Genomic DNA, 26,318 nt, shown 5'->3' on the forward strand with positions numbered 1-26,318 from the left:
GTTTTTTTCATTTTGGGTATTAACGTTTGATAGAACGTGACATACCAGCAAAACGTTGTTTGAATTTGTCGATACGGCCGCCAGTGTCCACATTCTTTTGTTTACCAGTATAGAATGGGTGGCATGCTGAACATACGTCTAGGTAAATCGTTTCTTTACCAAGCGCTGAACGAGTTTCGATTACGTTACCACATGAACAAGTAGCAACTAATTTTTCATATTTTGGGTGAATATCGGCGCGCATCGTCGATTACTCCTAAGTTAAGAAAGGCTTATGCTGTCATCGCAATTGATCACTCTCATGATTAATGAGGAATAAGCTTTATCTAATAAAAAGCTAGACCAACACCACAACAGACCATTCTTTTGGCCCACCGAGACGGATACCGTCAGAGCTAAGCACAACAAGTGGGCGCAATTATACGGGAAAAAATAACAGATAGCGAATTATTCTTTACATTCTTCTATCGCGTTAAGCTCATCTGCAGGATGTTTTGACCAGTAGTTGGCAATGACTCCACAGACCATGAGCTGAATCTGATGAAAAATCATAATTGGGAGAACGATCATACCCAAAGGCTGCCCAATAAACAGGATTTGTGCCATCGGTACGCCACTGGCCAATGTTTTTTTCGAACTGCAAAAGAACATCGCGACTTGGTCTTCCCGGTTAAAACCCAACCATTTCGGAATATATAAAGCCAGTAGCATGATGATAGTCAAAAACACTGAACAGGCTATGGTCAAAATCAGCAACGTTTGCCAGCTGACTTCTTGCCACAAACCGGCGACCACAGCCCCACTAAATGCCCCATACACCACCATCAAAATAGTACCCTGATCGAATGCTTTGACAATACCGGGCAATTTCAACATATACGGATAAACATAAGGGCGTAATATTTGCCCCAATATAAATGGGACCAGTAACAATAAGGTAATTTGAAGAATTGAGGATGTAGGATCAAAGCCATGTTGCGACTGACCTAAAATAAAGAAACTCACCAATACAGGAGTAATGAACATGCCGACGATATTGGAAAATGAAGCACTGCAGACTGCACTGGCGACATTGCCTTTTGCCACCGAGGTAAATGCAATGGAAGATTGCACGGTTGATGGCAAGAAGCACATGAACAGGAAGCCCCAGTACAACTCTTTGCCCAACATCGGTAAAAGAATCGGTTTAGTCAATAGACCTAAAAGCGGAAATAATGCAAAAGTGAAAGCAAACACCACCACATGGAATTTCCAGTGCATGATGCCCTGCACTACTGCTTCTCTGGACAGTTTTGCTCCATGCAAAAAGAATAGAATCGCAATTGCCACCGAGGTGATCACACTAAAAATATCCGCAGCCAGTCCCGATATGGGCAGAAGGCTTGCCAAGATCACCATCACAATCAACAAAATAGTAAAGCGATCCAATGCCAATAATTTTAACATCGCTACTTCCTGTAATCATTGAAAATATAACAAAGCCCAATAAGTGAATTTACCTACTGGTAAAGTTTCATCTTACTGGGCTAAATAAATAAAGCCAGTGTTTCAACTCTATGTTGAATATTTAGTTTATCTATATCACTTTATGATCAGACTTCTTTCATCAATTTCTTTTATTTCTCTTGCGCAGACTTGAAATACCTTTCAATTCTGCTCAGGCAGAAAAATACAAAAGGATGTCGATAATAAGGAAAGCTGTCTATTAGTTATTTCTGGCATTGGCATCCTGCTGAATCAGCTCAATTTTATAGCCGTCCGGATCTTCAACAAAAGCGATCACGGTAACACCACCCTTCATTGGCCCAGCTTCACGCACTACCTTACCGCCACGTGCCTTAATCTCTTCACAGGCTTTGTAGGCATCATCAACCGCAATGGCAATATGACCATAAGCATTTCCCAGCTCATAACTTTCTGTGTCCCAGTTATGGGTCAACTCCAGTACCGTATGATCTTTTTCATCGCCATAACCGACAAAAGCCAGAGTGAATCGGCCTTCTTCATAATCGCGTTTACGAAGCAAAGTCATACCGAGTACTTCAGTATAGAACTTTAAAGATTGTTCCAAATTGCCTACACGTAACATGGTATGCAGCATGCGCATAATTCATTTTCCTATGTTTTCCATTTTTACAGACACTATAGGGACTTGGTGTGGAAAATTCAATTTAGCAATCTGGCGGTGGATATCATTTATTGTTCCACTTCCCTGTTGTTTTGACATTTTTAAATCATATTATGCTTAACAGCACAGCGCGCCGTAAGGATGGAGTCATTGCTTAGGCTATTTACAAGATAAAATTGAATCCTTACCACAATTTTTAGCTCAAGAAAAAACCCATTTCATCCTCAAGACAAATGGGTTGTTCGTTCATTTTTTTTAAATTTGAGTTTAGCTCGACTGTTGCTGATGTTCACGCAATAACTTCGCCACCCAGACCACCAGGATTAAAATGGGAATGCCAATCAGCGTGGTCATGAGGAAGAAATTCGGATAACCGATATTGGTCACAATAGTCCCTGAATAGCCACCTAAAATCTTCGGCGTTAAAGTCATCAGTGAACTGAAAATGGCATATTGTACTGCCGTGAAAGATACGCTGGTTAAACTGGACAAGAATGCAATGAATGCTGCACCCGCCAATCCAGATGCCAGGTTATCGACAATAATGGCAAAATATAGCCACAGTGAACTATAAGGTTTAATCACCTTGCCGCTAATTTCAACATCGTCAGTTGATTGAGCATTGACTGCCGCTAAAGGTTGAACATCAACATCCAGACCTTTGGCTGTGATTGAATTCATGTCGACCGTATAGCGATGCTGTGTGTTTAAAATCGCTTTGTCATTGTCGACCACTTCCGCTACAAGCTGTTTAGATGGTGAATTTGCCAGGCTTTTTGCGGGAATGGCCGCACTAAATACACCGGTTTTGTCCAGATTGGCATCAAACTTCTCTTCATCCAGATGCAAGACAATTTTTTGTGTTTCAGATAATGGTTGACCAAAATACTGGCCACGTACCACCAGACTATTGTCTTGTTCATGTGAAGAAATGGCGTTGTCACTGGTCACCGGCAGAATTTGCATCATGCCCGATTGAGCACCCTGCTGTTGGGTATCCTGTTTTAAATAAGGTATAGAGCTTACGACTGGCGGCTGTGTATCATCTTGATATTGCACTTGAACCTGTACTGCACTGGCTTGTGCCAAAACCTGACCAGGCACTTTCAGTTTCCAGTAACCCACTTCATCCGATTGCACCTGATATTTGTGCTGACCAACGGTGACTTGCACATCATGCGTAGGCTGACCGGATTTCACCAAACCGATAAAGATCAGGTTGGTTGAACTGGCCAGAACTGCACCGACAAACATCAGTTTCATAATGTTCATACGCTGTGCCAGCAAGCCCCCCAAGAAACCACCGACCAGGCTGAAAATCACTCCGTAAATTTTTACCGCTTCCGCAATCTGCTCTTTGCTAAAGTTTAAATCCTGATAGAACACATTGGAGATCACACCGGCAATAATGTCCGAAATACGGTAAAAACCGATGAGCAATAACAGCACCAAGGCCAGCTTTAAGCCATAGCGTTTAAAGAAATCGGCAATCGGATTGATCCAGGTTTCAACGGCCATCTGCTTGTTGACCGCACCCATTTTCACCAATAACGAGCCTAGCAATACAGCAACCGCAGCAGATCCAATAAAACGCAAACTTTCAAAACAGAACAATAGGAATGAATCGGTAATTTCAAATTGTGCCTTAACAGATTCCGTTAAATTTCCAGAAAAAATATAGCTCAATACAAAGCCAATCACAGCCACAAAAAATACCGCCACCAAGCGGTAATAATCACTACGCTTATAATCCTTAATGCTACGCTCGACCAGTGGTTCACGAATCACTAAAGTCGTCACGATTCCCACCAACATCACTGCAGCCATCACCAGATACGTGATTTTCCAGGCACTATAAATATAGTTTCCCTTAGCCGTTCCCAGCGATGCCGCAAGAAATAATGCACCTGCACCAGCCACAATCATGCCAATGCGATAACCTGCATTATAGGTAGAGGCGAGTACTGTTTGCATTTCAGTTTCTGCAAGCTCAATACGGTAGGCATCAATGACAATATCTTGAGTCGCTGCAGAGAAACCCAGTAACACGGCTCCCACAGCCATCTGATACAGATACCCCTGACCAAGTGCCGGATTAGAAAAAGCCATAATGCAGATGGCACTAATAATTAAAACTTGCGCAATAAGTAACCAGGCCCGACGTCGCCCTAACGCCTTGGTCAAAAATGGCACCGGCAATTCATCGACCAGAGGTGCCCAGACAAACTTGAATGAATACCCCAGAGCCGCCCAGCTAAAAAAGGTCACTGCGCTTTTTTCAATACCCGCTTCACCCAGCCATAAAGACAAACTGGAAAAGATCAAAAGAATGGGAATACCGGCCGAAAAACCTAAAAACAGCATGATCAGTGCACGACGATCAAGAAAAGCAGTAAAGGCAGATTTCCACCCTGTAGATTGTATTGTCATTGCGTTATTTTTTCTGCAAAACTGAATGCTGCTATTCAAACGCTTAATAAGTTCAGTTTCAACAATAATTACGATCATTATTTTATTTTGTCGATAAAACTCACATGCCTGCTTGAATTTTTCAACTAAACCTGTATACCTTTAAATCTCTATTGCAATATTTTAGTTTTGGATTTAAACAGTGCCCCAAAAACTCGATCAAATGAATTCCTCATTATCTGCGACCACTACAGTGAATCAACCCGCCCCCCTACAAAGCAGCTTAATTTCAGCATTCGATCAACCGGAAATTCAAAACACCCTGACCAAAACACAACTTTTACCTACGCAACTGACGCATATTCCTAATCTTGAAAAAATTCCTGCGTCAACACGAAGAATAAAACCGCTCAATGACTTTCTTGGACAAGACCGCGCACGTGCCTCTGTTGAAGCAGGGATCGCCTTGCCTTACTCGGGCTATAATATTTTTGCAGTAGGTACAGCAGGCTTAGGTAAACGCACCATGATCAAGCGTTTACTGCAACAGCATGCCAAGACTATGCAAACGCCAAATGACTGGGTCTATGTCAATAATTTCAAGTTTCCCCGTCAGCCGATTGCGCTTCAATTTCCTGCGGGACAAGGCCCTAAATTTCAGGCCTTATTGCACCAAACCTGGCAAACCATTTTAAAGCAACTGGAACGACGCTTTACTGCTGAAACCTATCACAACCGTATTGAAATGATTCGCGAGCAAACGGGCGATGAACAGCAATCAGCATTGGTTGAACTGACCAAAGAAGGTGCGGATTTTGATTTAAAACTGATTTCACAAGATGACGAGCACTGCTTCGTGCCGGTTCATCTGAAAGACAATGAATATCAGGAAATGTCCAAAGAAGACATTAACGCCCTGGATAGCAAACAGCGTGCAGAAATCGCTTCCAATATTCGTTATATGAATAAAAAACTGGAGCGTTTAGGCCTGCATTTAGGTGATCTGGAAGATGATGCCCGGGATCAGGTCCAGCATCTGAACCGTGACATTGCCAAGCAGGTAGTGATGCCGCGTATTGACCTGATTCAGAACAAATATCCCGACGTCGATGGCCTGACTGAATATCTGCAATATTATGCTGAAGATATTATCAATAATGTGGAAATTATCCTTGAGCAAGAAGAAGATGATTTCTCTCCAGGCGTATTCAGCCGAGTGCCTTCACGTTATCAAGCCAATATCATCGTGACTTATAAGCCGAATAGCGGTGCGCCGGTCATTTTTGAAGATTTTCCGACCCACTACAACCTGCTCGGCCATGTGGAACAGCTTACCCAAAATGGCACCATCACCACTGACTTTACTTTGATTCGTCCAGGTTCGCTGCATAAGGCCAATGGCGGTTTCCTTATGCTGGAAGCTGAACAATTGCTCGAGCAGCCTTATGCATGGCAGGGCTTAAAACGTGCATTAAAATCTGGAAAATTAAAGCTGTCATCGCTGGAACATATGCTGACTCTTACAGGTAGCATCTCCATAGAACCCCAGGCAATTCCATTAAATATCAAAGTGGTTTTACTTGCAGAGCCTGAAATTTATTATGAAATTTTAGAACTGGAACCTGAACTTGGCAGCATATTTAAAATTCGCGCCGATTTCACCGACACATTACAACGTAATGACATTAATGAACAAGCCTATATGCAATTGATTGCCGACTATGTTCAGGCCGATAAATTATTGCCTTTTGACCGTTCTGCACTGGCTGCATTACTCACCGATTCAAGTCGTCAAGCTGAAGACCAAAGTTCCTTGTCATTACATGCCCTAACTTTGGGTGATCTGATCCGGGAAGCTCATCATCATGCAGCTCAAGCCGGCGATAAAACCGTTTCAGAAAAGCATATCAACACGGCGCTTGATCATCGCAAGTATCGCTTAGGTTATTTACGTGAATTGTACTGGCAAGATTTAACGCGTGGTACCCAGTTAATTGAGACCAAAGGTCACCGTTTAGGTCAGATCAATGCCCTTTCCGTGATTCAATATGCCGATGTTGAATTTGGCTTACCTTCACGATTAACAGCCTCTGTGTATCAAGGTGGCGGTGATATTCTGGATATCGAGCGTAGTGTCGAATTGGGCGGCTCACTGCATGCCAAAGGCGTATTGCTGATGTCGAGTTTCCTGAAAGCGCATTTTGGCCGTGAACAGATGCTGCATTTCTCGGCTGCCCTCGCCTTTGAACAAAGTTATGGCCAAATCGATGGCGACAGTGCGACCGTTGCCGAGCTTTCGGCGCTGATCTCTGCCATTAGCCAACTTCCTATTGATCAATCCTGGGCGATCACTGGTTCCATGAATCAATTGGGCCAGGTTCAGCCGATTGGCGGGGTCAATGCCAAAATTGAAGGCTTCTATGATGCCTGCAAATTGCAAGGCCTGACTGGCAAACAAGGGGTAATTATTCCTCGTCAAAATATGGAACATCTGATGTTACGTCATGATGTGATTGAAGCCGTAGCCAAAGGTCAGTTCCATATTCATGCCATTGAAACCATTGACCAGGCCTTGGAACTTTTAATGGCGCATCCAGTAGGGACACTCAATAAAAAAGGTCGATACAGCAAAGGTTCAATCTTTGCAGCGGTCATGGAGCAGTTGGAATATTGGCAGGCACTGGAAGATGGTGCCGAACTGGAAGAAGAGCCGAAGAAAAAGAAAAAAAAGAAGAAAGACAAGAAAAAGTCCAAAACTGAAGCAGCAACTGATGAAACGGGATCAGTCCCATCTGCTGAAGCTGTTGCAAATGATCCAAACAACAGATCAGAAGATCGCTGACATTTTCTGAGACATAAAAAAGCGCCTTCAAGGCGCTTTTTTTCATACTGCATCATTACACTGAATTAAGCTTCAGGTGCCGGGCTGTACTGTTCGACCAAAGGTTTTAACTCACCTTTTTGGAACATATCCAGCATGATATCGCTACCACCGATCAATTCGCCATTGATCCACAATTGTGGGAAGGTAGGCCAGTTGGCAATTTTCGGTAAAGTTGCACGAATATCCGGGTTTTCCAAAATATTGACATAAGCAAATGGACGACCAATTTGACTGAGTGCTTCTACCGCACGTGCAGAGAAACCACATTGTGGGAATTGTGGTGTACCTTTCATGTAAAGTAACACTGCATGTTTAGCAATTTGGTCACGAATTAACGCTTCAGTATCGCGTACTTGTTCAGTCATTGATAAATCCTCAACTAATCTGCTTCGCATTATACCCAAAACTGGACGAAACAGTATCTCTAAAGCAATAAATCCATTTTTATTTACATTTGGGCTTTTATTCTGTTCTGGATTTTGCTTATATAAACTTTTATTTTTCCCTCCTAACAGATAAGAGTTAGTCATGAATAACATTACCCTTGCTCCTGTGCAAACTGATCAACCATCTCATTTGATGCCGGTATTTGGCCGTCAGCCGATCAGCTTTGTCCGAGGACGAGGTTCTTATCTTTATACTGAAGACGGTACTGAATACTTAGATGCCTTAACCGGTATTGCCGTATGTGGCCTGGGTCATTCACACCCTGCGGTCACTGAAGCGATTGCCGAACAGGCCGCCACCCTGATGCATACCAGCAACATTTTTGAAGTGCCTTGGCAAACGGCTGCTGCACAAAAACTGGCAGAAGTTTCCGGCATGGAAGAAATTTTCTTCTCCAATAGTGGTGCAGAATCAAATGAAGGTGCCATTAAAATCGCGCGTAAATTTGGTCATATGCAAGGGATCAACACCCCAAAAATTATTGTGGCAGATCATTCTTTCCATGGCCGTACCCTGGCGACCCTTTCAGCAACGGGTAATAAAAAGGTTCAGGAAGGTTTTGCGCCTTTGGTTGAAGGTTTTATCCGTGTGCCATTTGGTGATATCGAAGCCATTGAAGAAGCTGCAATTCAGCATCCGGACATCGTGGCAATTCTGGTTGAACCGATTCAGGGTGAAGGTGGTGTCAATACTGCCCCTCAAGGCTTTAGCTACCTGGAAGAAATCCGTCAAATCTGCAATCAGCACAACTGGCTGATGATGCTGGACGAAGTTCAAACGGGTAATGGCCGTACCGGCAAATACTTTGCTTACCAGCACACCAATATTGTTCCCGATGTACTCACCACTGCCAAAGGTTTAGGCAATGGTTTTCCGATTGGTGCAGTGATGACCCAAGGCCGCGGCGTCGGTGTGTTAACGGCTGGCAACCATGGTTCTACTTATAGTGGTACTGCTCTGGGTTCACGTGTGGTTTATACCGTCATCGATACCCTTCAAAAAGAACATCTGGTTGAAAATGCCGCAAAAATGGGGAGTTATATCGTTGAGCAGTTGACCCAGCAACTGGCTGATCAAAACGTTAGCGTTCGTGGTTTTGGTCTGATGATTGGTATTGAGTTACCAAAAGCTTGTGGAGAATTGGTCAATGTGGCACGTGATGAATATCATTTAATTGTCAATGTAACTGCCGGTTCTGTCATTCGTTTATTACCGCCACTAAACATTAACCAAGAACAGGCAGATCAATTGATTGAACGCCTGGTTAAAATGATCAAGGATTATTTAGCTTAAGCCTTCAACCCAATCTAAAAAAGCCGCTGATCGCGGCTTTTTTTGTGCTCTATTCTTATGAGACTGTCTGGTAAATTCTTCCGCCGGGTAACTGGCTAAAGTATTGTTTTAATGCCTCTAAACAGCGATGAACCTTCATCGGCTGCTGATCTTTTTTTGCTGTGATGGCATATAAGGTGAAATTTTCTAGTTTCCACTCTGGTAAAACTTCCACCAGCGAGCCATTCACTAAATCTTTTTGTACATCCAGATATAAAATTCGTGCAATACCATGCCCTTGCAAACATAATGATTTTGCAACCAGGACGTTATTGGTACTTAAACGTGATTTCATTTCCAGATTCACTGTTTTATCTGACGCCGCATGTTGAAATGAAAAATGTTGATAATTTTTCATAATATTGATTGGAATCAGGTCATGATGGTTTAAATCTTCAGGCCGCGATACAGGCGCCGACTGATTCAAATAACTTGGAGAAGCCACCAACACCTGCTCTACCAGAGCCAGAGGCATCACATTCAAATGATGATCTTCTATTTTTGGACTCATGCGCAAGGCAATATCAATACGCCCTTCCATTAAATCAATATATTGATTATCTGCCTCTACATGGACAGCTAAACCACGGTGTGCCTGCATCCAGTGAGACAATGCAGGAATCACATGATTCGCACCAAGTTCCGGGGTTGTGGCAATGCGTAAATCCCCTACCAAGTCATCGCGTAACTCGTTGATACGGATTTTCCCACGCTCTGCAGCGGCAAGCATTTCTTGACAGCTGTGGAAAAAGGCCAGTCCGGCTTCAGTCAAATTTAATTTTCTCGTAGATCGATGTAGAAGTGTGACTTCCATTTCATTTTCTAAAGAACGAATTTGCTGACTTACGGCGCTGGTCGTGATTCCTAACTCACGTGCAGCACCGCTAAACGAGCTTTTTTCAACAACACAAGCAAACACACCCATTGCTCGAAGTTGATCTAACATAAATTTCCCTCTGAACTTATGATTACTTTATCTTTCCGATAAAAGCAACTCATTGTATTATACGGTGAAATTTATGTTTTGTATTTGTAAAATTTAATTTATTGGTAAAACGATGGTCGGATTGATAGGTTTACCATTTAAACGTACCTGAAACTCCAGCATGGTACGACTGGTTCCTGTTGAACCCATTTCAGCAATTTTCTGCCCGGCTGTCACATTCTGGCCACTGCTCACATTCATTTTACTGTTGTGGGCATAAGCCGTAATGTAGCCATCGATATGCTTGATCAGAATTAAATTGCCGTATTCTTTCAAACCATCTGCCGCATACACCACTTGACCATCTGCCGCTGCAAAAACTGCATCACCCGTATTCCCGCCATAGCGAATACCTTTTACGTTTGCAGCCACATTAAAGTTTGCAATCACTGGGCCATTACTTGGTTTTACCCAGCGCAAAGTAGAAACTTGCGAAGATGCCACGGGTGCAGTTGTCGTAGTTACCGGAACAGCAGGTTGTTTAGCCGGTGCAGTCGGAAGCTGAACGGTTTGGCGCTGAATCGGTGCCGCCTGGGTCACCGCTTGTGTAGTGGTCGTCCGACGTGAGCCTGAATCCTTTAAACGCAAAGATTGACCGACATAAATGCGATAGGGTGCCGCTATATCATTCATATCAGCCACACTGGTATAAGCCAGACCATAACGTGCAGCAATTCCGCTTAATGTATCTCCAGACCGAACAGTATAGTAATCTGGCGCAGCCGCGTAACGTGTTGCATTATGGACTTGTGGTTTTGAAGCACAACCACTCAAAATGGCTGTGGCAATAACAGCTGTAGACAACACCATGGTTTTCAACAAGCCTGCAGGCGCAGCAAATATGCGATACGGTGACACCAAGTGCATTAATCTTCCTCTCTACACATTAAGTCTGTTTATTGGTTTGCGCTAAGATTAGCAAAAAAGCATCTGAAAAATATGTTCAATTCCGCTTTTTCACAAAGTTATAACACTACTGGACACTATTTAGAAAACTGTGCGTGTAATGTGTGCAAAATCTCATAATTTGTGGCGTCCATTTGAATCGGCGTAATACTGACATAACCATTTGCCACCGCAAAAAAGTCCGATTCTATTTCAGTTAAACCTTTTTTAGGTTCAGCAACTGCCTCTCCTGACAAGCCAATCCAATAAACCTGACGTCCACGTGGGTCTACATGACTGGTAATCGGTTTAGATTGACTGCGACGTCCCTGATAGGTAATTTTCGAACCTTTCAATTCAGATATATCTGGAATATTCACGTTAAAAATATGACGAGGCGGTAAAATCGGCAACCCCTGGACAATGAAATCATGTACCCATTTTGCTGCCACGGCATAATCATTCGGGCTGTCATAGGAACGCACATTGGGACCGGACATAGATACGGCAATAGCCGGCTGTTTCATCAGGCGGCCTTCGAAGGCGGCTCCGACGGTGCCTGAATAAAGCACATCATCACCCAGATTTGCTCCACTGTTAATTCCGCTGACCACCAGATCAAATTCAAAATCAAATAAGCCGTTCATGGACAGATATACACAGTCTGCAGGCGTGCCATTGACCGCCCAAACATCGGTTGAAATCTGAACAGGCCGTAAAGGACGGTCTAAAGTCAGGGCGCTGGAAAAACCACTGCGTTCACTTTCAGGAGCAACAACGACTACACGGCCAAGCGGAGCCAGGGCTTGAGCCAATGCTTGAATACCGGGAGCAAAAACGCCATCATCATTGGCAATTAATATATTCACTACAACATCTCTTAACGGTTAAAAATGACTAATCAGAACATTTGATTGAATTGTATAGAAAATTATATATATTTGACGCTCAACATCCATTCAAAAAGTGTGATTTAAAAATGACTAAAAGCATATCATTTCGTGGCTTATTGGGGTTAGGCATTGCGGCATTATTATCTTCTACTGTGTTAGCCAATGACGGCTTATCTTTAGAAGAAGCCAATACGATTGTGAAAGAAGACCTTGCTTCAACTCAGGTGATGGCTGAAGTATGCCCTGCCATTATTGGTAAAAATGCAAAATTTGATCAAAACATTCAGCTATTGATTCAAGCCTATCTGCAAGACTATTCAGATAAATCAATGACTTTTGATAAAATCCAAGCAGATTCAGAATATAAGACTGTACTGAATGAAGCCCGTCAGGCGGCAAAAGAAACCAGCCAGGATGAGCAAAAATCGGTTTGTGATGATGTGGTCAATTATCAGGCTTGATATAGAGCACTGGTTTTAGATTAAGTCATCATAATCTTGAACATTTATAATGATCATCGGCATAAAGAAGTTTCTTCTTTATGCCTTTTTTTTGATGCTTTTCTCAAGTAAAACTCTTTTTATAAACCGGGTCATTTTCAACAGCTTCAATACATTTATGTACTTACAATTACGAAAAATATCGTTAAGCTTATTTTTATTGTGATGTTTTTAAATCATTCAGGTCTGTTTAATGAAATTATTTATGCTTAAATCGCTTTCTCTGGGACTGTTGACCACTGCTGCAATGGCTCTTTCCATGACTCACGCAGCCACACAAAAAGATGAAAATATTGAAGTGACCCCGCTACAAAAAGTTACCCAGCAAGAGCTGGCTGCCATTTATGTACTTTCAGAAGTATGTCCAAGTTTAGTGAAAGATCATGCTAAATTTGAACAGGGATATGCCAAGCTGGCACAGGAATATTTACCTGCCGAAAATAATGCGGTTTCAAGCCTGGCTAAACTCAGTAAAGAGAAAAAATTTAAACCAATTTTAGCTGAAGCACGTAGCGATGCGAAAAAAGCCGGAGACGCAAAAAATCAGGAAATTTGCCAAGAACTCACCACATACAGCAAATAACACAAATTGGTTACAATACTTTTGAAATAAGCTGATTTCCCCCATAGAAGTCAGCTTTGCTTTGTCCTAAAATGCAAAGCTCTTTGTGCTTATTATTAAGATATTGGAACCACCCAGAATGACCCACAAAAGCGCCCTTGCTGCATTATTACTATTGCCGAGCTTCACATACGCAGCAACTGTCTTATCTACACCACCAGAACTCAATAATAAATCTTATGTTTTAATGGATTATGAGACAGGGCAAATCCTCGCATCAAAAAATGAAAATGAAAAATTAGCACCTGCTTCCATGACCAAGATGATGACCAGTTACATCATCGAACAAAAGTTATTGAGCGGTGAACTGACTGAAAATGAAAAAGTTCGCATGAACGAATCTGCGTGGTGTCGTGGCAGCAGCACGGAATCATGTATGTATGTCCCGCTTAACGGTACTGCAACGGCACTGGAAATGCTGCGCGGGATTATCATCCAGTCTGGTAATGATGCCTCTAAAGCCATGGCAGAACATATTGCCGGCAATGAAGGTACTTTTGCCCACATGATGAACCAGGAAGCAAAACGTATTGGCATGACCAATACCAGCTTCATCAACGCAACGGGTATGCCTGCTGAAGGTCACTACTCGACTGCCAAAGATATGGCGACACTTGCGCAACATATCATTCATGACAGTTCAAAGTATTATCCAATCTATTCTGAAAAAGAATTTACCTTTAACGGCATTAAACAGGGTAACCGTAATGCCTTGCTTTATACTGACCCGAGTGTAGACGGTTTAAAAACCGGCCATACCGAAGAAGCCGGTTATTGCTTAACTACTTCTGCCAAACGTGGTCCATTACGTTTAATTTCCGTGATTTTTGGTGCACCAAGCATGAATGAGCGTGCATCACAAACACGTGAACTTTTGGCTTGGGGTTATGCAAACTTTGAAACCGTAAAAGTTCAACCTGCCAATCAGGTTCTGGCTAAATCAAAAGTCTGGTATGGCAAAAGCAATGATGTTCAAATTGGCCTGGCAGAAAACTTTAACGTGACCATGCCTAAAGGCGAAGCCAATGCCATTAAAACTCAACTGGTGGTTCAGCCTAAACTGACTGCACCTTTGAAAAAAGGTCAAGTGGTAGGTAAATATGTGGCTACCTTGAATGGCAAAGTGATTGCGGAAAAACCGCTTGTTGCCCTTCAGGCTGTTGAAGAAGCCGGTTTCTTTGCAAAAATGATTGATCACATCAAACAATTCTTCGCAAACTTGTTCTAAGCTGAGTTTTAGACTTAAGTTAAAGCATCCACACTTCGGTCTGGGTGCTTTTTTATTTTATAATGCTTGAAACCCACAGACTGAAACTCTCACATGGCTAAAAACATTCGTCCCTATTTAGATGTTGCACCGCAGATTGATGACTCATGTTATGTCGATGACATGTCTGTCGTGATTGGCGATGTGGTACTTGCTGAAAACGTTTCGGTGTGGCCGTTTGCCGTGATTCGTGGTGATGTGAATCATATCCGTATTGGTAAAAATTCCAATGTGCAAGATCATGCCATGCTGCATGTGAGCCATAAAAAAGCCGATAAACCTGAAGGTTCACCGTTAATTATTGGTGAAGATGTGACCATTGGCCATCATGTGACTTTACATGGCTGTAGCATTGGCAATCGGGTATTGGTGGGAATCAACACCATCGTTTTAGATGATGTGGTGATTGAAGACGATGTAATGATTGGTGCAGGTTCTTTAGTACCACCGCGCAAGCGTCTGGAAAGTGGCTATTTGTATGTCGGCAGTCCGGTACAAAAGGTCCGCCCTTTAACCGATAAAGAAAAAGAGTTTTTACCTTATTCGGCACGGCATTATGTGAAGGTAGCGGGGAATTACAGATAACAGCCAGATTTTAAGCTCCCTGAAATTCTTTCAGTTTAAAATAAGAATTTTAAAGCTTAAATTTTATCTAAATTTAGGATGCCAGAACATGAACCAAAAGCATTGGGAAAATGTCTATCAGACTAAATCTACTGATCAAGTCAGCTAGTATCAGCAACAGGATCAAAAGTCTTTAGAACTGATCCAGAGATTAAGAGATAAACATGGACTTGACTTAACTGCGCAGATTATTGATGTGGGAAGTGGCGCATCGGTATTTATCGATCAACTTTTAGAACTTGGATTTAAACATATCCATGTATTAGATCTCTCCCGGACAGCTTTGGAAAAAACCCAAACCAGACTACGGGATAAACACCTGAATGCAGAACAGATCACTTGGCTGGTAGAAGATATCTGCACCGTCAAGCTTCCCACCCATTATTTTGATTTATGGCATGATCGTGCTGTATTTCATTTTATGATCACAGCTGAACAGCAACAGCAATATATTTCCAGTTTAAAACTGTCTTTGAAAAAAGCTGGATATCTGATCATGTCCAACTTTGCTGAAGATGGTCCCACCCAATGCAGCGGTTTAACTATTCAGCGTTATAGCATTGAAGAGTTACAGGAAAAACTCGGTGCTGATTTTCATTTAATGCATTTTGAACATGATATTCACCTGACCCCATGGGGCTCAGAGCAGAAATTTCTGCATAGTGTCTGGGCTTATCAACCCAATTTTTAATGAATTTTGAACATGCAAGTCAGCATCAGGAAGGCTGATCAGAAAGAAAAAGCCCAGCATCATAGCCACCACGCGCTAAATTTTGTAGAATACCCCTTTTATCCCATGGTGCTTTTCTATGACCGCTTGGACTGCCCACGTTACCGTCGCCACTGTTATTGAAAAAAATGGAAAATTCCTTTTTGTTGAAGAACATACTCAAGGGGTAACGCATACTGTATTTAACCAGCCTGCGGGTCATGTCGAATGTGGCGAAACGCTTATACAGGCAGCCATTCGTGAAACCATGGAAGAAACCGGGCATGAAGTAGAAATTACAGACCTGCTTGGCATATATACCTATACTCCCCCGATGTTCCCTGACCGTACCTATTTCCGTTTCTGCTTCTTGGCTAAAGATCTGCATCATCATGCAGAGGCAAAACTGGATACTGGAATCGTGGGTGCCGTCTGGATGACATTGGACGAACTGGAAGAATCTGCACGCGCACGTAGTCCTTTGGTGATTAAAGCCGTCAAAGATTCCTTATCCGGTCAAAAATATCCTTTATCGCTCGTTTACGAGCACCAAAACTCTCCCCTATTTACAACTTTGGATGCTTAATCCTATGCAACAACGTGTCATCGTCGGTATGTCTGGTGGTGTAGATTCATCTGTGTCTGCAGCACTTCTTCTTCAACAGGGTTATCAAGTTGAAGGTCTTTTCATGAAAAACTGGGAAGAAGATGACGGCACGGAATATTGCACGGCCATGGAAGATCTTGCCGATGCGCAAGCCGTGTGTGACAAAATTGGCATCAAACTGCATACCGCCAATTTCGCCATGGAATACTGGGATCGCGTGTTTGAGCATTTTCTGGCTGAATATGCGGCTGGCCGTACGCCTAACCCGGATATTTTATGTAATAAAGAAATTAAATTCCGTGCCTTTTTAGACCATGCCGTGAATTTGGGTGCAGACTTTATTGCCACTGGTCATTACTGCCGTCGTGGTGAAACCATGACCAACTCGCGCGGTGAAGAATACGCGCCTTTGTTACGCGGATTTGACCAAAACAAAGACCAGACTTATTTCCTGCATGCCGTACATGGCCGGGAAATTAACAAGACTTTGTTCCCTGTCGGTGAAATTGAAAAGCCACAAGTGCGTAAAATTGCTGAAGAACTGGGTCTGGCAACCGCCAAGAAAAAAGACTCCACCGGAATCTGCTTTATTGGCGAACGCCGATTTAATGACTTTTTAAAACAATATCTTCCAGCCCAACCCGGAAAAATTTTACTGGATACCGGCAAAGAGGTTGGTGAACATCACGGCTTAATGTACTATACGCTCGGTCAACGCGGCGGCATCGGCTTAGGCGGTCTGAAAGGCGAAGCTGAAGGCGCATGGTTTGTGCTTTATAAAGATATTGAAAACAATCGCCTTGTTATTGGTCAGGGTCATGAGCATCCACTGATGCAAAGTACTATACTTTGGAGTGAAGCGATTGATTGGGTCGCCGGCGAGCAGGATATTCCGGCAACAGGTTTCCGTTGTACGGCTAAAACCCGTTACCGCCAGCCAGATCAGGCTTGTGTCATTTATAAAGATGCCGATATGCCAACTGGCGTACGTGTTGAATTTGACGAACCGCAACGTGCGGTGACTCCAGGACAAAGTGTAGTGTTCTACGCAGATGAAGTTTGTTTAGGTGGCGGTGTGATTCATCATACCAATGCACCAAAACCTGATTTTATTTAAAAAGGAAGCGATAGGCATGGCTGAGTTACCCTTTCAACAGCCTCGGACTTTGAATGTACGTCAGAACCGTGCTTTGGCGTTGGCAGCTGTGTTCCAGTCGACACAGCTGACCCATATGACAGCCATGTCAGGACAACACAGTATTGGTGAAAATGGCAGCTTCTATTTAGAACAACTGATTAAGGCCAGCCTGAATATCCGTCCTACTTCCAATGAATCCTGTCAAACCCTAGACTTTTTTAATCAACTGGCCGATATTTCCCTCGGTTTAAAAACCTTAGAAAGCAGCATTACCCAACCCTTTAATCCTTCTCCCAAGTCGCGTTTGCCGAAATTTTCCAACGCCAAGCTGCCGATGAGCTATGCCATGGCACTGTTGCAGTTAGAGAAAAAAGTCTATAGCAATCCAAAATTTGTTGAAATTATTGAACAATCACAACAAAAAATTCTCAAACAGCTGTCTTTTTTCGATAATAACTATCTGCATCCCAGCATTATTGCCAACCTTGCCCAAACCTATATAGACACTGCCGGACAGATTAATCCGCGGATTATGGTCAAGGGCAATGCCGAAGCATTTAAAGATAGTGCACATACCAACCGAATTCGCGCTTCCCTGTTTACTGGCCTGCAACTGGCGCACTTATGGCGTCAGCTAGGTGGCAGCTCATGGGGCATGATTTTTAGCAAGCGCAAACTACTCCAGGATATTCAAGATCTTGCCCGTTTACAGTATCAGGTGGTTTAACCTGATCATGAACGAATTTTTATTATTCGCTTTACGTTTAATTCCAAAGTTTAAGGAATCGCTATGAACGCTTTAACCGCACTTTCTCCATTAGATGGACGTTACGCCAGCAAATGTGATGCTTTGCGTCCTTTCCTCTCTGAGTTTGGTTTAATCCACGCTCGTGTGACTGTTGAAGTACGCTGGTTACAAGCGCTTGCAAACCGTCCTGAAATTACTGAAGTTCCTGCTTTCAGCGCAGAAACCAATGCTGCACTTGATGCGATTGTGGCCAACTTCTCTGAAGACAATGCCAACCGCATTAAAGAAATTGAACGTACCACCAACCATGACGTTAAAGCAGTTGAATATTTTCTTAAAGAACAGATTGCTGATATCGAAGAATTGAAAAATGCCGGTGAATTCATTCACTTCGCATGTACTTCTGAAGACATCAACAACCTGTCTCATGCATTGATGCTGAAAAATGGTCGTGAAGTACTGGTTGCTGCAATGCAGCAAATCATCGACTCAATCGTTGCTTTGGCTGAACAACACGCTGAACAGCCAATGTTGTCTCGTACCCACGGTCAAACTGCCAGCCCAACCACTTTGGGTAAAGAAATGGCAAACGTGGCTTACCGTTTAGCGCGTCAAATCAAACAGTTCAAACAGGTTGAACTTCTAGGTAAAATTAACGGTGCTGTAGGTAACTACAACGCACACTACTCTGCTTACCCGGAAATCAACTGGCCTGCACATTCACAAGCATTTGTTGAATCTTTAGGTTTGACTTTCAACCCGTACACCACTCAAATTGAACCGCATGACTACATGGCGGAACTGTTTGATGCACTGCGTCGTTTCAACACTATCCTGATCGACTTTAACCGTGACGTTTGGGGTTACATCTCGCTTGGTTTCTTCAAACAACGTTTGAAAGAAGGTGAAGTGGGTTCTTCAACCATGCCGCATAAAGTCAACCCGATCGACTTCGAAAACTCTGAAGGTAACCTGGGTATTGCCAATGCAGTTCTTGCACACTTGGGCGAAAAACTTCCTATTTCTCGCTGGCAGCGTGACTTAACTGACTCGACTGTACTTCGTAACATGGGTGTCGGTTTTGCACAAAGCTTGATCGCCTTCGAAGCTTGTTCTAAAGGTATTGGCAAACTTGAATTGAATGCTGACCGTATTCTGGAAGATCTGGATCACGCTCAAGAAGTGCTTGCTGAACCAATTCAAACGGTAATGCGTCGTTATGCAGTTGAAAAACCATATGAAAAACTGAAAGCACTGACTCGTGGTCAGGCCATGACTCGCGACATGATGGTGAACTTCGTGAATGGTAACGAGTTAGAAGCCGTTCCTGCTGCTGACCGTGCCCGTCTTGCGACAATGACACCTGCAACTTATACAGGTAATGCGTCAACTCAAGCGAAACAGATTAAAGATTTAATCTCAAAAATTTAATTCGAAATAAATCTAAAAAGCGAAGCTTCGGCTTCGCTTTTTTATTAGAATAGAATCTGTTGATAATTCATCTATGTTTATAACTACTATAAGCCATTGATAAAATTTCAGCACTTCCAATAAAACTTTGCCAATACAAGAAATAATGATTGAACATCAATTAAGCATTAAACACTGGCTTGCACTCGCAGTGATCACGGTTGCGATCATCATCGCAAGTATTCGTCCTTTAGAATTTGAAGCATATCTACTGCATCAAGCCGGCACCGTGTTTATGCTTGTGCTGTTATTGTTTACCCAAAAAAAAATTGGCATGAGTTTTTATAGTTTTGTGCTCTATCTCTTTTTTTTGCTGATCCATATTATCGGCGCACATTACCTCTATTCCTATGTCCCCTATAACGAATGGCTGATTCAGCTGTTCGGCTTTGACCTCAATCAATCGATGGGCTGGTCACGCAATATGTATGACCGTCTGGTGCATCTTGCCTGCGGTGTACTGCTCTACCCGGTGTTACTTCGATTGTTTCAGGTGTGGCTGCCTGAAGCTAAACCCTTCATGCTATTTTTATTGGTGGTTCAATTTATTATGGCCACCAGTTTAATTTATGAATGGCTTGAATGGCTGATTGCGATTGGTTTATCCCCCGAGGAAGCGGAAAATTATAATGGGCAGCAGGGAGATATGTGGGATGCACATAAAGACATGCTGCTTGCAACAGTCGGCGCAGCAGGCTATGGCCTGCTTGATCTGTGCTACTCTCGCAAAAGCTTAGCTAAAATACCACAACCAGAAAGTGACCAGCATGCCTAGTGACAGGACTGAAGCAAACAGGGTGAACCATGAATGGGTGTCTTCGCCCCAGAACATACGCTTTGCCAGCCATTTTTTAAGCAGAACGCTATTCAATGTCAGCGCTGCCAAATGCAACAACACACTGGCTAAAAACAGGTTGGCAAATAGTTCATGCACTTCTTTTAAACTATGGCTATGCGTATAGTCGGTAAAAAATCCGGCCAGTACAGTTAAAGGCAACAAGCAAAAAATACCCAGTATGCTGAGCTGAAACAGGCTGGAACTGGCTGCTTTTAAAAATGCGGGTGAAAGCCATTGCTGCGGCTGCGCCCCATAACGCTTTACAAATGGCTTGATTACATTCAAACGACGGCTTGGTCCTGAAGGCTGTGTATGGGCCAATCGAGGAGCGAGAAACTGCCATAAAACTCTTAATATCAGGCTAATACCGAGTGTATAGCCAAATGCCATATGGATGTGATGCCATTCTTCTGCATCCCCGGTGAGATAAGCCCCAGTAAAGCTCAAAATAATAACAATATGCAGAAATCGGATCAGCAAATCTGTTGAAGAGGTCGTCGTACGATGAAACATAAAAAAACCTGTGCTCATTTATTTTAATGCCATCATAAAAGATCAAGCTGAATCGGAGATTAATATCCAGTCAAAAAAATTGCGCTCATCAGAGCGCAATTTTAAAATAGCCCAACGAATTTCAATTAAAGCTTAGGATCTCGCATTTGAACCAAGCCAGCATTTGCCTTGCTCAAAGTTTCCATGACTTTATTCATCACGGCCGGCACCAGACCATCTGCCATTTGTGCGGCTTGTAAACCCAGTTTTTCACCCAATGTCGGTTTACGGCGAGTTTCAATCACAAAGACTTCGTGCTGCGCTAACAAGCCGAGTAAATACTCATCCGAAGTTTGCAGCTTATCTACCAGGTTGAGTTCAAGCGCGTCTTTTCCATACCAGTGTTCACCTGTCGCCACTTTCTCAACATTCAGTTGCGGGCGGTATTTTTCTACAAAGTGTTTAAACAGCTCATGCGTCTGCTGTAACTCTTCCTCAAATTTGGCTTTACCTTCTGCGGTATTTTCACCAAACATGGTCACGGTACGTTTAAACTGGCCTGCGGTATAAAGTTCAAAGTCGATATGCTTTTCTTTCAGCAAGCGGTTAAAGTTCGGTACCTGTGCAACCACACCAATGGAACCGACCACGGCAAATGGAGCAGAGACAACTTCATTGGCAATGCAAGCCATCATGTAACCGCCACTGGCTGCGACTTTATCGACACAGATCGTCAGGTTAAAGCCGGCATCACACAAACGCACCAGCTGGGCAGCCGCCAGGCCATAGCCATGTACCATACCGCCCGGGCTTTCCAGACGTACCACAACACGGTCACGCCCTGCTTTTGCAGTGGCTAAAATCAGGGTAATTTCTTCACGCAAGTTTTCTACGGCAGAGGCTGCTGTGTCACCCTTGAAATCGAGTACATAAATTTTTTGATTGTTCTTTTTACGTAAGCGTGCTTCTTTTGAAAGCTGCTGGGCAAGATGCAATAGTTCCAGTTTAGATGCAGTCGCTTGTGCAATTTTTTTACGTTGTTCATTTACACGTGCGTTTAAATGGCTAATACGAATTTCAGCGGGTAATTTGGGGGTGTGAAATAACATACAGATACAGACTCATTTAATTCATATTTATCTTGCATAAGATGTGGGCAATCACACAAAAATTCAATTTATATTTTGCAAATAATAAACTTCTTTCATAAATCATTTTAGAAACTAAGAACTGTTCGTAAAGCTGAAATTGAAAATAGATTTTTAGTCAATATTAGATTCATGAGTGTGGCATGGATGCCACACTTTTCCCATCGACAAGGATGTCGTGTATGGGAAACAAAAGGTTTTTGTCTACTTTTGACCTTTCAAAAGTAGAGAGATTGCCTACGAGAAGGTACAAAATTAAATCAGTCAAATGAGGCCGTGCTGATTTAAAAAAATCTAATATTGAATATTTTTTGATTTATAAAAGGAATCTAATGATCATTATCTATAAAAGAAAACCAGATCTTTCCAACTTCAGCCCCAACACACAAATAAAAAGAGCCTTACGGCTCTTTTTAAATTTGGTGTTCAGATTAACCAAAGCGACCGGTAATATAGGCTTCAGTCAATTGATGGTCTGGCTGGGTAAAGACTTTTTCAGTTGAATTGACTTCAATCAAGTCACCCAGATGGAAATAGGCAGTACGGTCAGATACACGCGCAGCCTGCTGCATCGAGTGCGTTACAATCGCAATGGTATATTGGGTTGAAAGCTCTGAAATCAGTTCTTCAATTTTGGCCGTTGCAATCGGGTCCAGTGCCGAACACGGCTCATCCATCAGAATGACTTCCGGACTGACCGCAATGGTACGCGCAATACACAAACGTTGCTGCTGACCACCCGAAAGACCTGTACCCGGCTGGTTCAAACGGTCTTTGACTTCATTCCACAGCCCCGCTTTATGCAGGCTATTTTCCACAATTTCTTCCAGATCATATTTATCGCGCGCCAAACCATGCAGTTTAGGGCCATATGCCACGTTATCAAAAATCGATTTCGGGAATGGGTTCGGTTTCTGGAATACCATACCAACTTGTGCACGCAGTAAAACCACGTCCAGATTCGGGTCATAGATATCCTGATTATCCAGCATCACCTTACCGGTAACACGACATGAATCAATGGTATCGTTCATACGGTTTAAGGTACGCAGGAAGGTTGACTTACCACATCCCGATGGACCAATAAAGGCAATTACTTCATTTTCATAGATATTGATGTCAATACCTTTAATGGCTTCTGCTTCGCCATAGTAAACATGGACATCTGAAGTGCTTATCTTAACATTCGACGTTTCATTTTCTTTTTTCGTTGAAGCATGAGTATCGAATTGAGAAACAAATGAAGTACCAGGATGTTTTTGATCGACTTCAGGAGCTGTAAACTGTTTCTGTTCTGGATTCACGGATTCATCCTGTTCTAAGGAATTTGCTTGTGTCATATCTGTTACAGTATTCATATATTGTCCTCACCTTACCAGCGTACTTCAAATTTCTTACGTAACCAGATGGCAAGGCTGTTTAATCCAACCATCAGCGCCAGTAAGACAATAATTGCGGCAGCAGTACGTCCTTCAAAGAAGTTACGCAATTCATTACCCTGCCATAAGAAAATTTGTACCGGTAATGCAGTGGATTGATCAAGTGGCGATGTTGGCACACTGGCCACGAATGCGCTCATCCCAATCAGAAGTAAGGGTGCGGTTTCACCGAGTGCTTGCGCTACCCCAATAATTGCACCGGTTAAAATACCCGGAAGTGCCAAAGGCAGCACATGATGAAATACCGTTTGTACACGGGAAGCGCCTAAACCCAATGCCGCCTGACGAATCGATGGTGGCACGGCTTTTAGTGATGCACGAGTGGTAATAATTACGGTTGGCAAGGTCATCAGGCTCAGAACCAGACCACCGACCAATGGTGCAGAAAGAGGCAAATGCATCCAGCCAATAAAAATCGCGGCACCGAGCAAACCGAAGACAATCGAAGGAACGGCTGCCAGGTTATTGATATTCACTTCAACAACATCGGTAATCCAGTTTTTAGGCGCAAATTCTTCAAGATAAATGGCTGATGCCACACCTATCGGAATCGAGATAAAAATCACGATCAACATCATGAACAATGAGCCCATGAATGCACCTGCAAGACCGGAAGTTGCAGGTGAACTGCGTGAGTCAGGCGTGGTAAAGATATTGGTATTGAAAGTGTTTTCAATCACACCTTTGGCTTTTAAATCATCGGCAAGCTGGCGAGTTTCAGGACTCAGCTGTTGCTGGTCATCAGGCAAACTGCGGTCAATATTACCTGCTAGCCATACGTCGACATTGGCATCGGCCAGAATCTTGATCTCTTCTTTTTTGCCAATCAGCGTTGGATCGGCCAATACCATATCACGCAGGCGATAGGCTTCTGAACTGGTATACAAACCGGATAACTCATCACGTTTTGATGCACTTGAAGGGTCTTTTGCAATAATGCCATTGACGATTAGTGCATCCCAATCCACCATACCCATTTCGGTTTGCCAGGCAATGATACGCTCTTCAAACTGGGCTGGAGATTCACCCTCTTTCGAGGTAGGTTTGGCACCTACCTGAATGATGGCCGGATCGAAATAGAGCGGTACAGAAATACTGTTTTGCCAGAAAGCAGGTAAGCCTTTCGCTAAAATACTTCCGAATAAAAGCACCACAAAGAACAGACCTGTCACAACTGCAGAAAAGCCCAAAATACGGAATGTCTTTTCTTTACGATGACGTTTCGCTAAAGAACTGGCAATTTTCTGTTTACGTTTTTCGCGTAATTCAGCTGCAGCCTGTGGGTCAAGGCTTTGACCCATAGAAGATGTATTTGATGTACTCATTCGTATTGCTCGCGATATTTACGCACGATATACAGTGCAACAATGTTTAAACCTAACGTAATCACAAACAGCGTTAGACCTAATGCAAAGGCAACCAAAGCTTGCGGGCTGGCAAAGTCGGTATCGCCGGTTAACTGGTTCACAATGGTAATGGTGACTGTAGATACGGCTTCTAGCGGATTGACGTGCAGTAATGGACTGTTCCCTGCCGCCAGAACCACAATCATGGTTTCACCAATTGCACGTGAAGCAGCAAGTAGGAATGCGCCAATAATACCCGGGAGTGCAGCCGGCAGAACTACCTGACGAATGGTCTCAGATTTGGTTGCACCTAAACCTAATGAACCGTCGCGTAGTGCACGTGGTACCTGAGTAATAATGTCATCCGACAGTGACGACACGAACGGGATAATCATGATGCCCATGACAAAACCGGCAGTTAAGGCACTGGTTGCATTAATGTGCAGTCCAATGCTTTCGCCAAGCAACTTGAAAAATGGGCCAATGACCATCAATGCAAACACGCCATATACAATGGTTGGAATACCGGCTAAAACTTCAATGGCAGGTTTGGCCCAGGCACGAAAACCTGATGGTGCATATTCAGCCAGATAGATGGCAATCATCAGTCCAACAGGAACCGCAACCAATAAGGCGATTCCGCTCACCATGAGGGTTCCCCAGATTAATGGCACCAGGCCATAACTGCCCTCTGCATTTCCGGAAGTACTAAACCCAGGATTCCATTCCGTACCAAAAAAGAAATCGATCGGACTGACAAAATGGAAGAAGCGCATGGCTTCGCTAAACATTGAAAGCACAATGCCGATAGTAGTTAGGATTGCCACACCGGAGCATAGCGCCAAGCCCCAATTAATGATTTTTTCAACCTGGTTACGGGCACGATATTGCTGGGCAATGCGCTTTTTAGCCATCACCAGACCCACCAGGGCGGCACAGATCACCAAAGCCAATTTGGCAAAGGAACTAATGGTTTCAATTTTTGCAAGTTGCTGTGCCGCTGCAATTTCATAGGCCGCAGCTTGATCACTTACCCCGAAACCTGAAGCAATCGCTTGAACACGATCAATGAGCATTTCTATGCCCGCACGATCCAATGTGGCTGCAACATTTGCAGGCACATTATTTAACACTACATGTCGCAGAATATTCGGTTCGACAATATTCCAAACCAGTAAAATTAAAAAAGCAGGGATACCACACCATAAAGCCACCAGCGCCCCATAATAGCCAGGACGAGAGTGTAGTTTTGCAGTGTTATTTCCCTTACCTGCTAGGTTACGGCTTTTCGATAACCCGATTTGATAGGCGATGGCGATCAATGCCAATAACACACCCATAAGTAGCAGATTCATGTATTCTCCAGCATTTTTCAATTTTCATGCTTTGAAAAACTTGTCTATGCAA

Annotated in this window: 25 protein-coding genes; 12 read left to right on the forward strand and 13 right to left on the reverse strand. The window is 43.1% G+C overall.

Annotated features, from left to right (window positions below):
- Positions 1–19: 19 nt before the first annotated feature.
- From rpmE to E0H88_RS05160, 4 genes are all read right to left on the reverse strand, one after another.
- A complete protein-coding gene (rpmE, locus tag E0H88_RS05145; protein WP_001200845.1) occupies positions 20–244 on the reverse strand; it encodes a 50S ribosomal protein L31 in 225 nt (74 codons plus the stop codon).
- 203 nt (positions 245–447) lie between these two features.
- Positions 448–1,446, reverse strand: coding sequence for a bile acid:sodium symporter family protein (locus E0H88_RS05150; RefSeq protein WP_131273346.1), 999 nt, complete (start codon positions 1,444–1,446; stop codon positions 448–450).
- A gap of 259 nt (positions 1,447–1,705) precedes the next feature.
- Positions 1,706–2,107 carry a lactoylglutathione lyase gene (gene gloA, locus E0H88_RS05155; protein WP_131273347.1) on the reverse strand — a complete coding sequence of 134 codons (402 nt, stop codon included), beginning with the start codon at positions 2,105–2,107 and terminating at the stop codon, positions 1,706–1,708.
- A gap of 288 nt (positions 2,108–2,395) precedes the next feature.
- Positions 2,396–4,558 carry an AmpG family muropeptide MFS transporter gene (locus E0H88_RS05160; RefSeq protein ID WP_131273348.1) on the reverse strand — a complete coding sequence of 721 codons (2,163 nt, stop codon included), beginning with the start codon at positions 4,556–4,558 and terminating at the stop codon, positions 2,396–2,398.
- 181 nt (positions 4,559–4,739) lie between these two features.
- On the opposite strand from E0H88_RS05160, the gene E0H88_RS05165 reads away from it, so the two are divergent.
- On the forward strand, positions 4,740–7,379 hold the full coding sequence (locus tag E0H88_RS05165; RefSeq protein WP_131273349.1) for a Lon protease family protein: 2,640 nt from the start codon (positions 4,740–4,742) through the stop codon (positions 7,377–7,379).
- A 65-nt stretch (positions 7,380–7,444) separates the two neighbouring features.
- Here E0H88_RS05165 and grxD read toward each other — a convergent pair whose 3' ends face one another.
- Complete coding sequence (grxD, locus tag E0H88_RS05170; RefSeq protein ID WP_086175639.1) at positions 7,445–7,786, reverse strand: Grx4 family monothiol glutaredoxin; 342 nt, start codon at positions 7,784–7,786, stop codon at positions 7,445–7,447.
- A gap of 163 nt (positions 7,787–7,949) precedes the next feature.
- Between grxD and E0H88_RS05175 the strand changes: the two genes are divergently transcribed.
- Positions 7,950–9,161, forward strand: coding sequence for an aspartate aminotransferase family protein (locus tag E0H88_RS05175; RefSeq protein WP_092818545.1), 1,212 nt, complete (start codon positions 7,950–7,952; stop codon positions 9,159–9,161).
- A gap of 55 nt (positions 9,162–9,216) precedes the next feature.
- Here the strand turns inward: E0H88_RS05175 and E0H88_RS05180 are convergent, their stop codons facing one another.
- The 3 genes from E0H88_RS05180 to surE all read right to left on the reverse strand — a co-directional run bounded on the left by E0H88_RS05180 (position 9,217) and on the right by surE (position 11,939).
- Positions 9,217–10,146, reverse strand: a complete 930-nt coding sequence (locus tag E0H88_RS05180; RefSeq protein ID WP_092818546.1) for a LysR family transcriptional regulator — start codon at positions 10,144–10,146, stop codon at positions 9,217–9,219.
- Between the two features lie 93 nt (positions 10,147–10,239).
- Positions 10,240–11,052: a peptidoglycan DD-metalloendopeptidase family protein gene (locus tag E0H88_RS05185; protein ID WP_131273350.1), complete on the reverse strand. Its 813-nt coding sequence runs from the start codon at positions 11,050–11,052 to the stop codon at positions 10,240–10,242.
- Between the two features lie 116 nt (positions 11,053–11,168).
- Complete coding sequence (gene surE / locus E0H88_RS05190; protein ID WP_131273351.1) at positions 11,169–11,939, reverse strand: 5'/3'-nucleotidase SurE; 771 nt, start codon at positions 11,937–11,939, stop codon at positions 11,169–11,171.
- A gap of 110 nt (positions 11,940–12,049) precedes the next feature.
- Here surE and E0H88_RS05195 point away from each other — a divergent pair, with 110 nt between their 5' ends.
- From E0H88_RS05195 to E0H88_RS05240, 10 genes are all read left to right on the forward strand, one after another.
- A complete protein-coding gene (locus tag E0H88_RS05195; protein ID WP_131273352.1) occupies positions 12,050–12,424 on the forward strand; it encodes an MCR_0457 family protein in 375 nt (124 codons plus the stop codon).
- 232 nt (positions 12,425–12,656) lie between these two features.
- Positions 12,657–13,046 carry an MCR_0457 family protein gene (locus E0H88_RS05200; RefSeq protein ID WP_131273353.1) on the forward strand — a complete coding sequence of 130 codons (390 nt, stop codon included), beginning with the start codon at positions 12,657–12,659 and terminating at the stop codon, positions 13,044–13,046.
- A 118-nt stretch (positions 13,047–13,164) separates the two neighbouring features.
- Entirely contained in the window at positions 13,165–14,313 is a 1,149-nt protein-coding gene (dacC, locus tag E0H88_RS05205) for a D-alanyl-D-alanine carboxypeptidase PBP5/6 (protein WP_131273354.1), read from the forward strand.
- A 93-nt stretch (positions 14,314–14,406) separates the two neighbouring features.
- A complete protein-coding gene (locus E0H88_RS05210) occupies positions 14,407–14,937 on the forward strand; it encodes a gamma carbonic anhydrase family protein (RefSeq protein ID WP_131273355.1) in 531 nt (176 codons plus the stop codon).
- Between the two features lie 181 nt (positions 14,938–15,118).
- Positions 15,119–15,667: a class I SAM-dependent methyltransferase gene (locus E0H88_RS05215; RefSeq protein ID WP_252151995.1), complete on the forward strand. Its 549-nt coding sequence runs from the start codon at positions 15,119–15,121 to the stop codon at positions 15,665–15,667.
- A 118-nt stretch (positions 15,668–15,785) separates the two neighbouring features.
- Positions 15,786–16,271 carry an NUDIX hydrolase gene (locus E0H88_RS05220; protein WP_131273356.1) on the forward strand — a complete coding sequence of 162 codons (486 nt, stop codon included), beginning with the start codon at positions 15,786–15,788 and terminating at the stop codon, positions 16,269–16,271.
- Positions 16,272–16,275: 4 nt separating this feature from the next.
- Positions 16,276–17,409: a tRNA 2-thiouridine(34) synthase MnmA gene (gene mnmA, locus E0H88_RS05225; RefSeq protein ID WP_131273357.1), complete on the forward strand. Its 1,134-nt coding sequence runs from the start codon at positions 16,276–16,278 to the stop codon at positions 17,407–17,409.
- Between the two features lie 16 nt (positions 17,410–17,425).
- Complete coding sequence (hflD, locus tag E0H88_RS05230) at positions 17,426–18,157, forward strand: high frequency lysogenization protein HflD (RefSeq protein WP_086195683.1); 732 nt, start codon at positions 17,426–17,428, stop codon at positions 18,155–18,157.
- A 63-nt stretch (positions 18,158–18,220) separates the two neighbouring features.
- The gene (gene purB / locus E0H88_RS05235) at positions 18,221–19,609 is read left to right on the forward strand and encodes an adenylosuccinate lyase (RefSeq protein WP_092818558.1); all 1,389 of its coding nucleotides are present in this window, start codon (positions 18,221–18,223) and stop codon (positions 19,607–19,609) included.
- Between the two features lie 145 nt (positions 19,610–19,754).
- On the forward strand, positions 19,755–20,423 hold the full coding sequence (locus tag E0H88_RS05240; protein ID WP_131273358.1) for a DUF2238 domain-containing protein: 669 nt from the start codon (positions 19,755–19,757) through the stop codon (positions 20,421–20,423).
- On the opposite strand, the gene E0H88_RS05245 is transcribed toward E0H88_RS05240, so the two are convergent.
- The 5 genes from E0H88_RS05245 to pstC all read right to left on the reverse strand — a co-directional run bounded on the left by E0H88_RS05245 (position 20,382) and on the right by pstC (position 26,266).
- Positions 20,382–20,999: a cytochrome b/b6 domain-containing protein gene (locus E0H88_RS05245; protein ID WP_131273359.1), complete on the reverse strand. Its 618-nt coding sequence runs from the start codon at positions 20,997–20,999 to the stop codon at positions 20,382–20,384. The two genes, E0H88_RS05240 and E0H88_RS05245, sit on opposite strands and share 42 nt — an antisense overlap.
- Positions 21,000–21,124: 125 nt before the next feature.
- Positions 21,125–22,087, reverse strand: a complete 963-nt coding sequence (gene sohB / locus E0H88_RS05250; protein ID WP_131273360.1) for a protease SohB — start codon at positions 22,085–22,087, stop codon at positions 21,125–21,127.
- A gap of 470 nt (positions 22,088–22,557) precedes the next feature.
- Positions 22,558–23,484: a phosphate ABC transporter ATP-binding protein PstB gene (gene pstB / locus E0H88_RS05255; protein WP_092818562.1), complete on the reverse strand. Its 927-nt coding sequence runs from the start codon at positions 23,482–23,484 to the stop codon at positions 22,558–22,560.
- A gap of 14 nt (positions 23,485–23,498) precedes the next feature.
- Entirely contained in the window at positions 23,499–24,890 is a 1,392-nt protein-coding gene (gene pstA / locus E0H88_RS05260) for a phosphate ABC transporter permease PstA (RefSeq protein ID WP_131273361.1), read from the reverse strand.
- Positions 24,887–26,266, reverse strand: a complete 1,380-nt coding sequence (pstC, locus tag E0H88_RS05265) for a phosphate ABC transporter permease subunit PstC (RefSeq protein ID WP_131273362.1) — start codon at positions 26,264–26,266, stop codon at positions 24,887–24,889. The genes pstA and pstC overlap by 4 nt, the downstream gene beginning before the upstream one ends.
- Between the last annotated feature and the right edge of the window lie 52 nt (positions 26,267–26,318).

Origin of the sequence: Acinetobacter sp. ANC 4216, assembly GCF_004331195.1 — a bacterium.
Taxonomy (GTDB): domain Bacteria; phylum Pseudomonadota; class Gammaproteobacteria; order Pseudomonadales; family Moraxellaceae; genus Acinetobacter; species Acinetobacter kookii.

Coding starts and splice junctions, on each gene's coding strand:
- rpmE (WP_001200845.1), bottom strand. CDS start 244: ATGCGCGCCGATATTCACCCAAAATATGAAAAATTAGTTGCTACTTGT.
- E0H88_RS05150 (WP_131273346.1), bottom strand. CDS start 1,446: ATGTTAAAATTATTGGCATTGGATCGCTTTACTATTTTGTTGATTGTG.
- gloA (WP_131273347.1), bottom strand. CDS start 2,107: ATGCGCATGCTGCATACCATGTTACGTGTAGGCAATTTGGAACAATCT.
- E0H88_RS05160 (WP_131273348.1), bottom strand. CDS start 4,558: ATGACAATACAATCTACAGGGTGGAAATCTGCCTTTACTGCTTTTCTT.
- grxD (WP_086175639.1), bottom strand. CDS start 7,786: ATGACTGAACAAGTACGCGATACTGAAGCGTTAATTCGTGACCAAATT.
- E0H88_RS05175 (WP_092818545.1), top strand. CDS start 7,950: ATGAATAACATTACCCTTGCTCCTGTGCAAACTGATCAACCATCTCAT.
- E0H88_RS05180 (WP_092818546.1), bottom strand. CDS start 10,146: ATGTTAGATCAACTTCGAGCAATGGGTGTGTTTGCTTGTGTTGTTGAA.
- E0H88_RS05185 (WP_131273350.1), bottom strand. CDS start 11,052: ATGCACTTGGTGTCACCGTATCGCATATTTGCTGCGCCTGCAGGCTTG.
- E0H88_RS05195 (WP_131273352.1), top strand. CDS start 12,050: ATGACTAAAAGCATATCATTTCGTGGCTTATTGGGGTTAGGCATTGCG.
- E0H88_RS05200 (WP_131273353.1), top strand. CDS start 12,657: ATGAAATTATTTATGCTTAAATCGCTTTCTCTGGGACTGTTGACCACT.
- dacC (WP_131273354.1), top strand. CDS start 13,165: ATGACCCACAAAAGCGCCCTTGCTGCATTATTACTATTGCCGAGCTTC.
- E0H88_RS05210 (WP_131273355.1), top strand. CDS start 14,407: ATGGCTAAAAACATTCGTCCCTATTTAGATGTTGCACCGCAGATTGAT.
- E0H88_RS05220 (WP_131273356.1), top strand. CDS start 15,786: ATGACCGCTTGGACTGCCCACGTTACCGTCGCCACTGTTATTGAAAAA.
- mnmA (WP_131273357.1), top strand. CDS start 16,276: ATGCAACAACGTGTCATCGTCGGTATGTCTGGTGGTGTAGATTCATCT.
- hflD (WP_086195683.1), top strand. CDS start 17,426: ATGGCTGAGTTACCCTTTCAACAGCCTCGGACTTTGAATGTACGTCAG.
- purB (WP_092818558.1), top strand. CDS start 18,221: ATGAACGCTTTAACCGCACTTTCTCCATTAGATGGACGTTACGCCAGC.
- E0H88_RS05240 (WP_131273358.1), top strand. CDS start 19,755: ATGATTGAACATCAATTAAGCATTAAACACTGGCTTGCACTCGCAGTG.
- E0H88_RS05245 (WP_131273359.1), bottom strand. CDS start 20,999: ATGTTTCATCGTACGACGACCTCTTCAACAGATTTGCTGATCCGATTT.
- sohB (WP_131273360.1), bottom strand. CDS start 22,087: ATGTTATTTCACACCCCCAAATTACCCGCTGAAATTCGTATTAGCCAT.
- pstB (WP_092818562.1), bottom strand. CDS start 23,484: ATGAATACTGTAACAGATATGACACAAGCAAATTCCTTAGAACAGGAT.
- pstA (WP_131273361.1), bottom strand. CDS start 24,890: ATGAGTACATCAAATACATCTTCTATGGGTCAAAGCCTTGACCCACAG.
- pstC (WP_131273362.1), bottom strand. CDS start 26,266: ATGAATCTGCTACTTATGGGTGTGTTATTGGCATTGATCGCCATCGCC.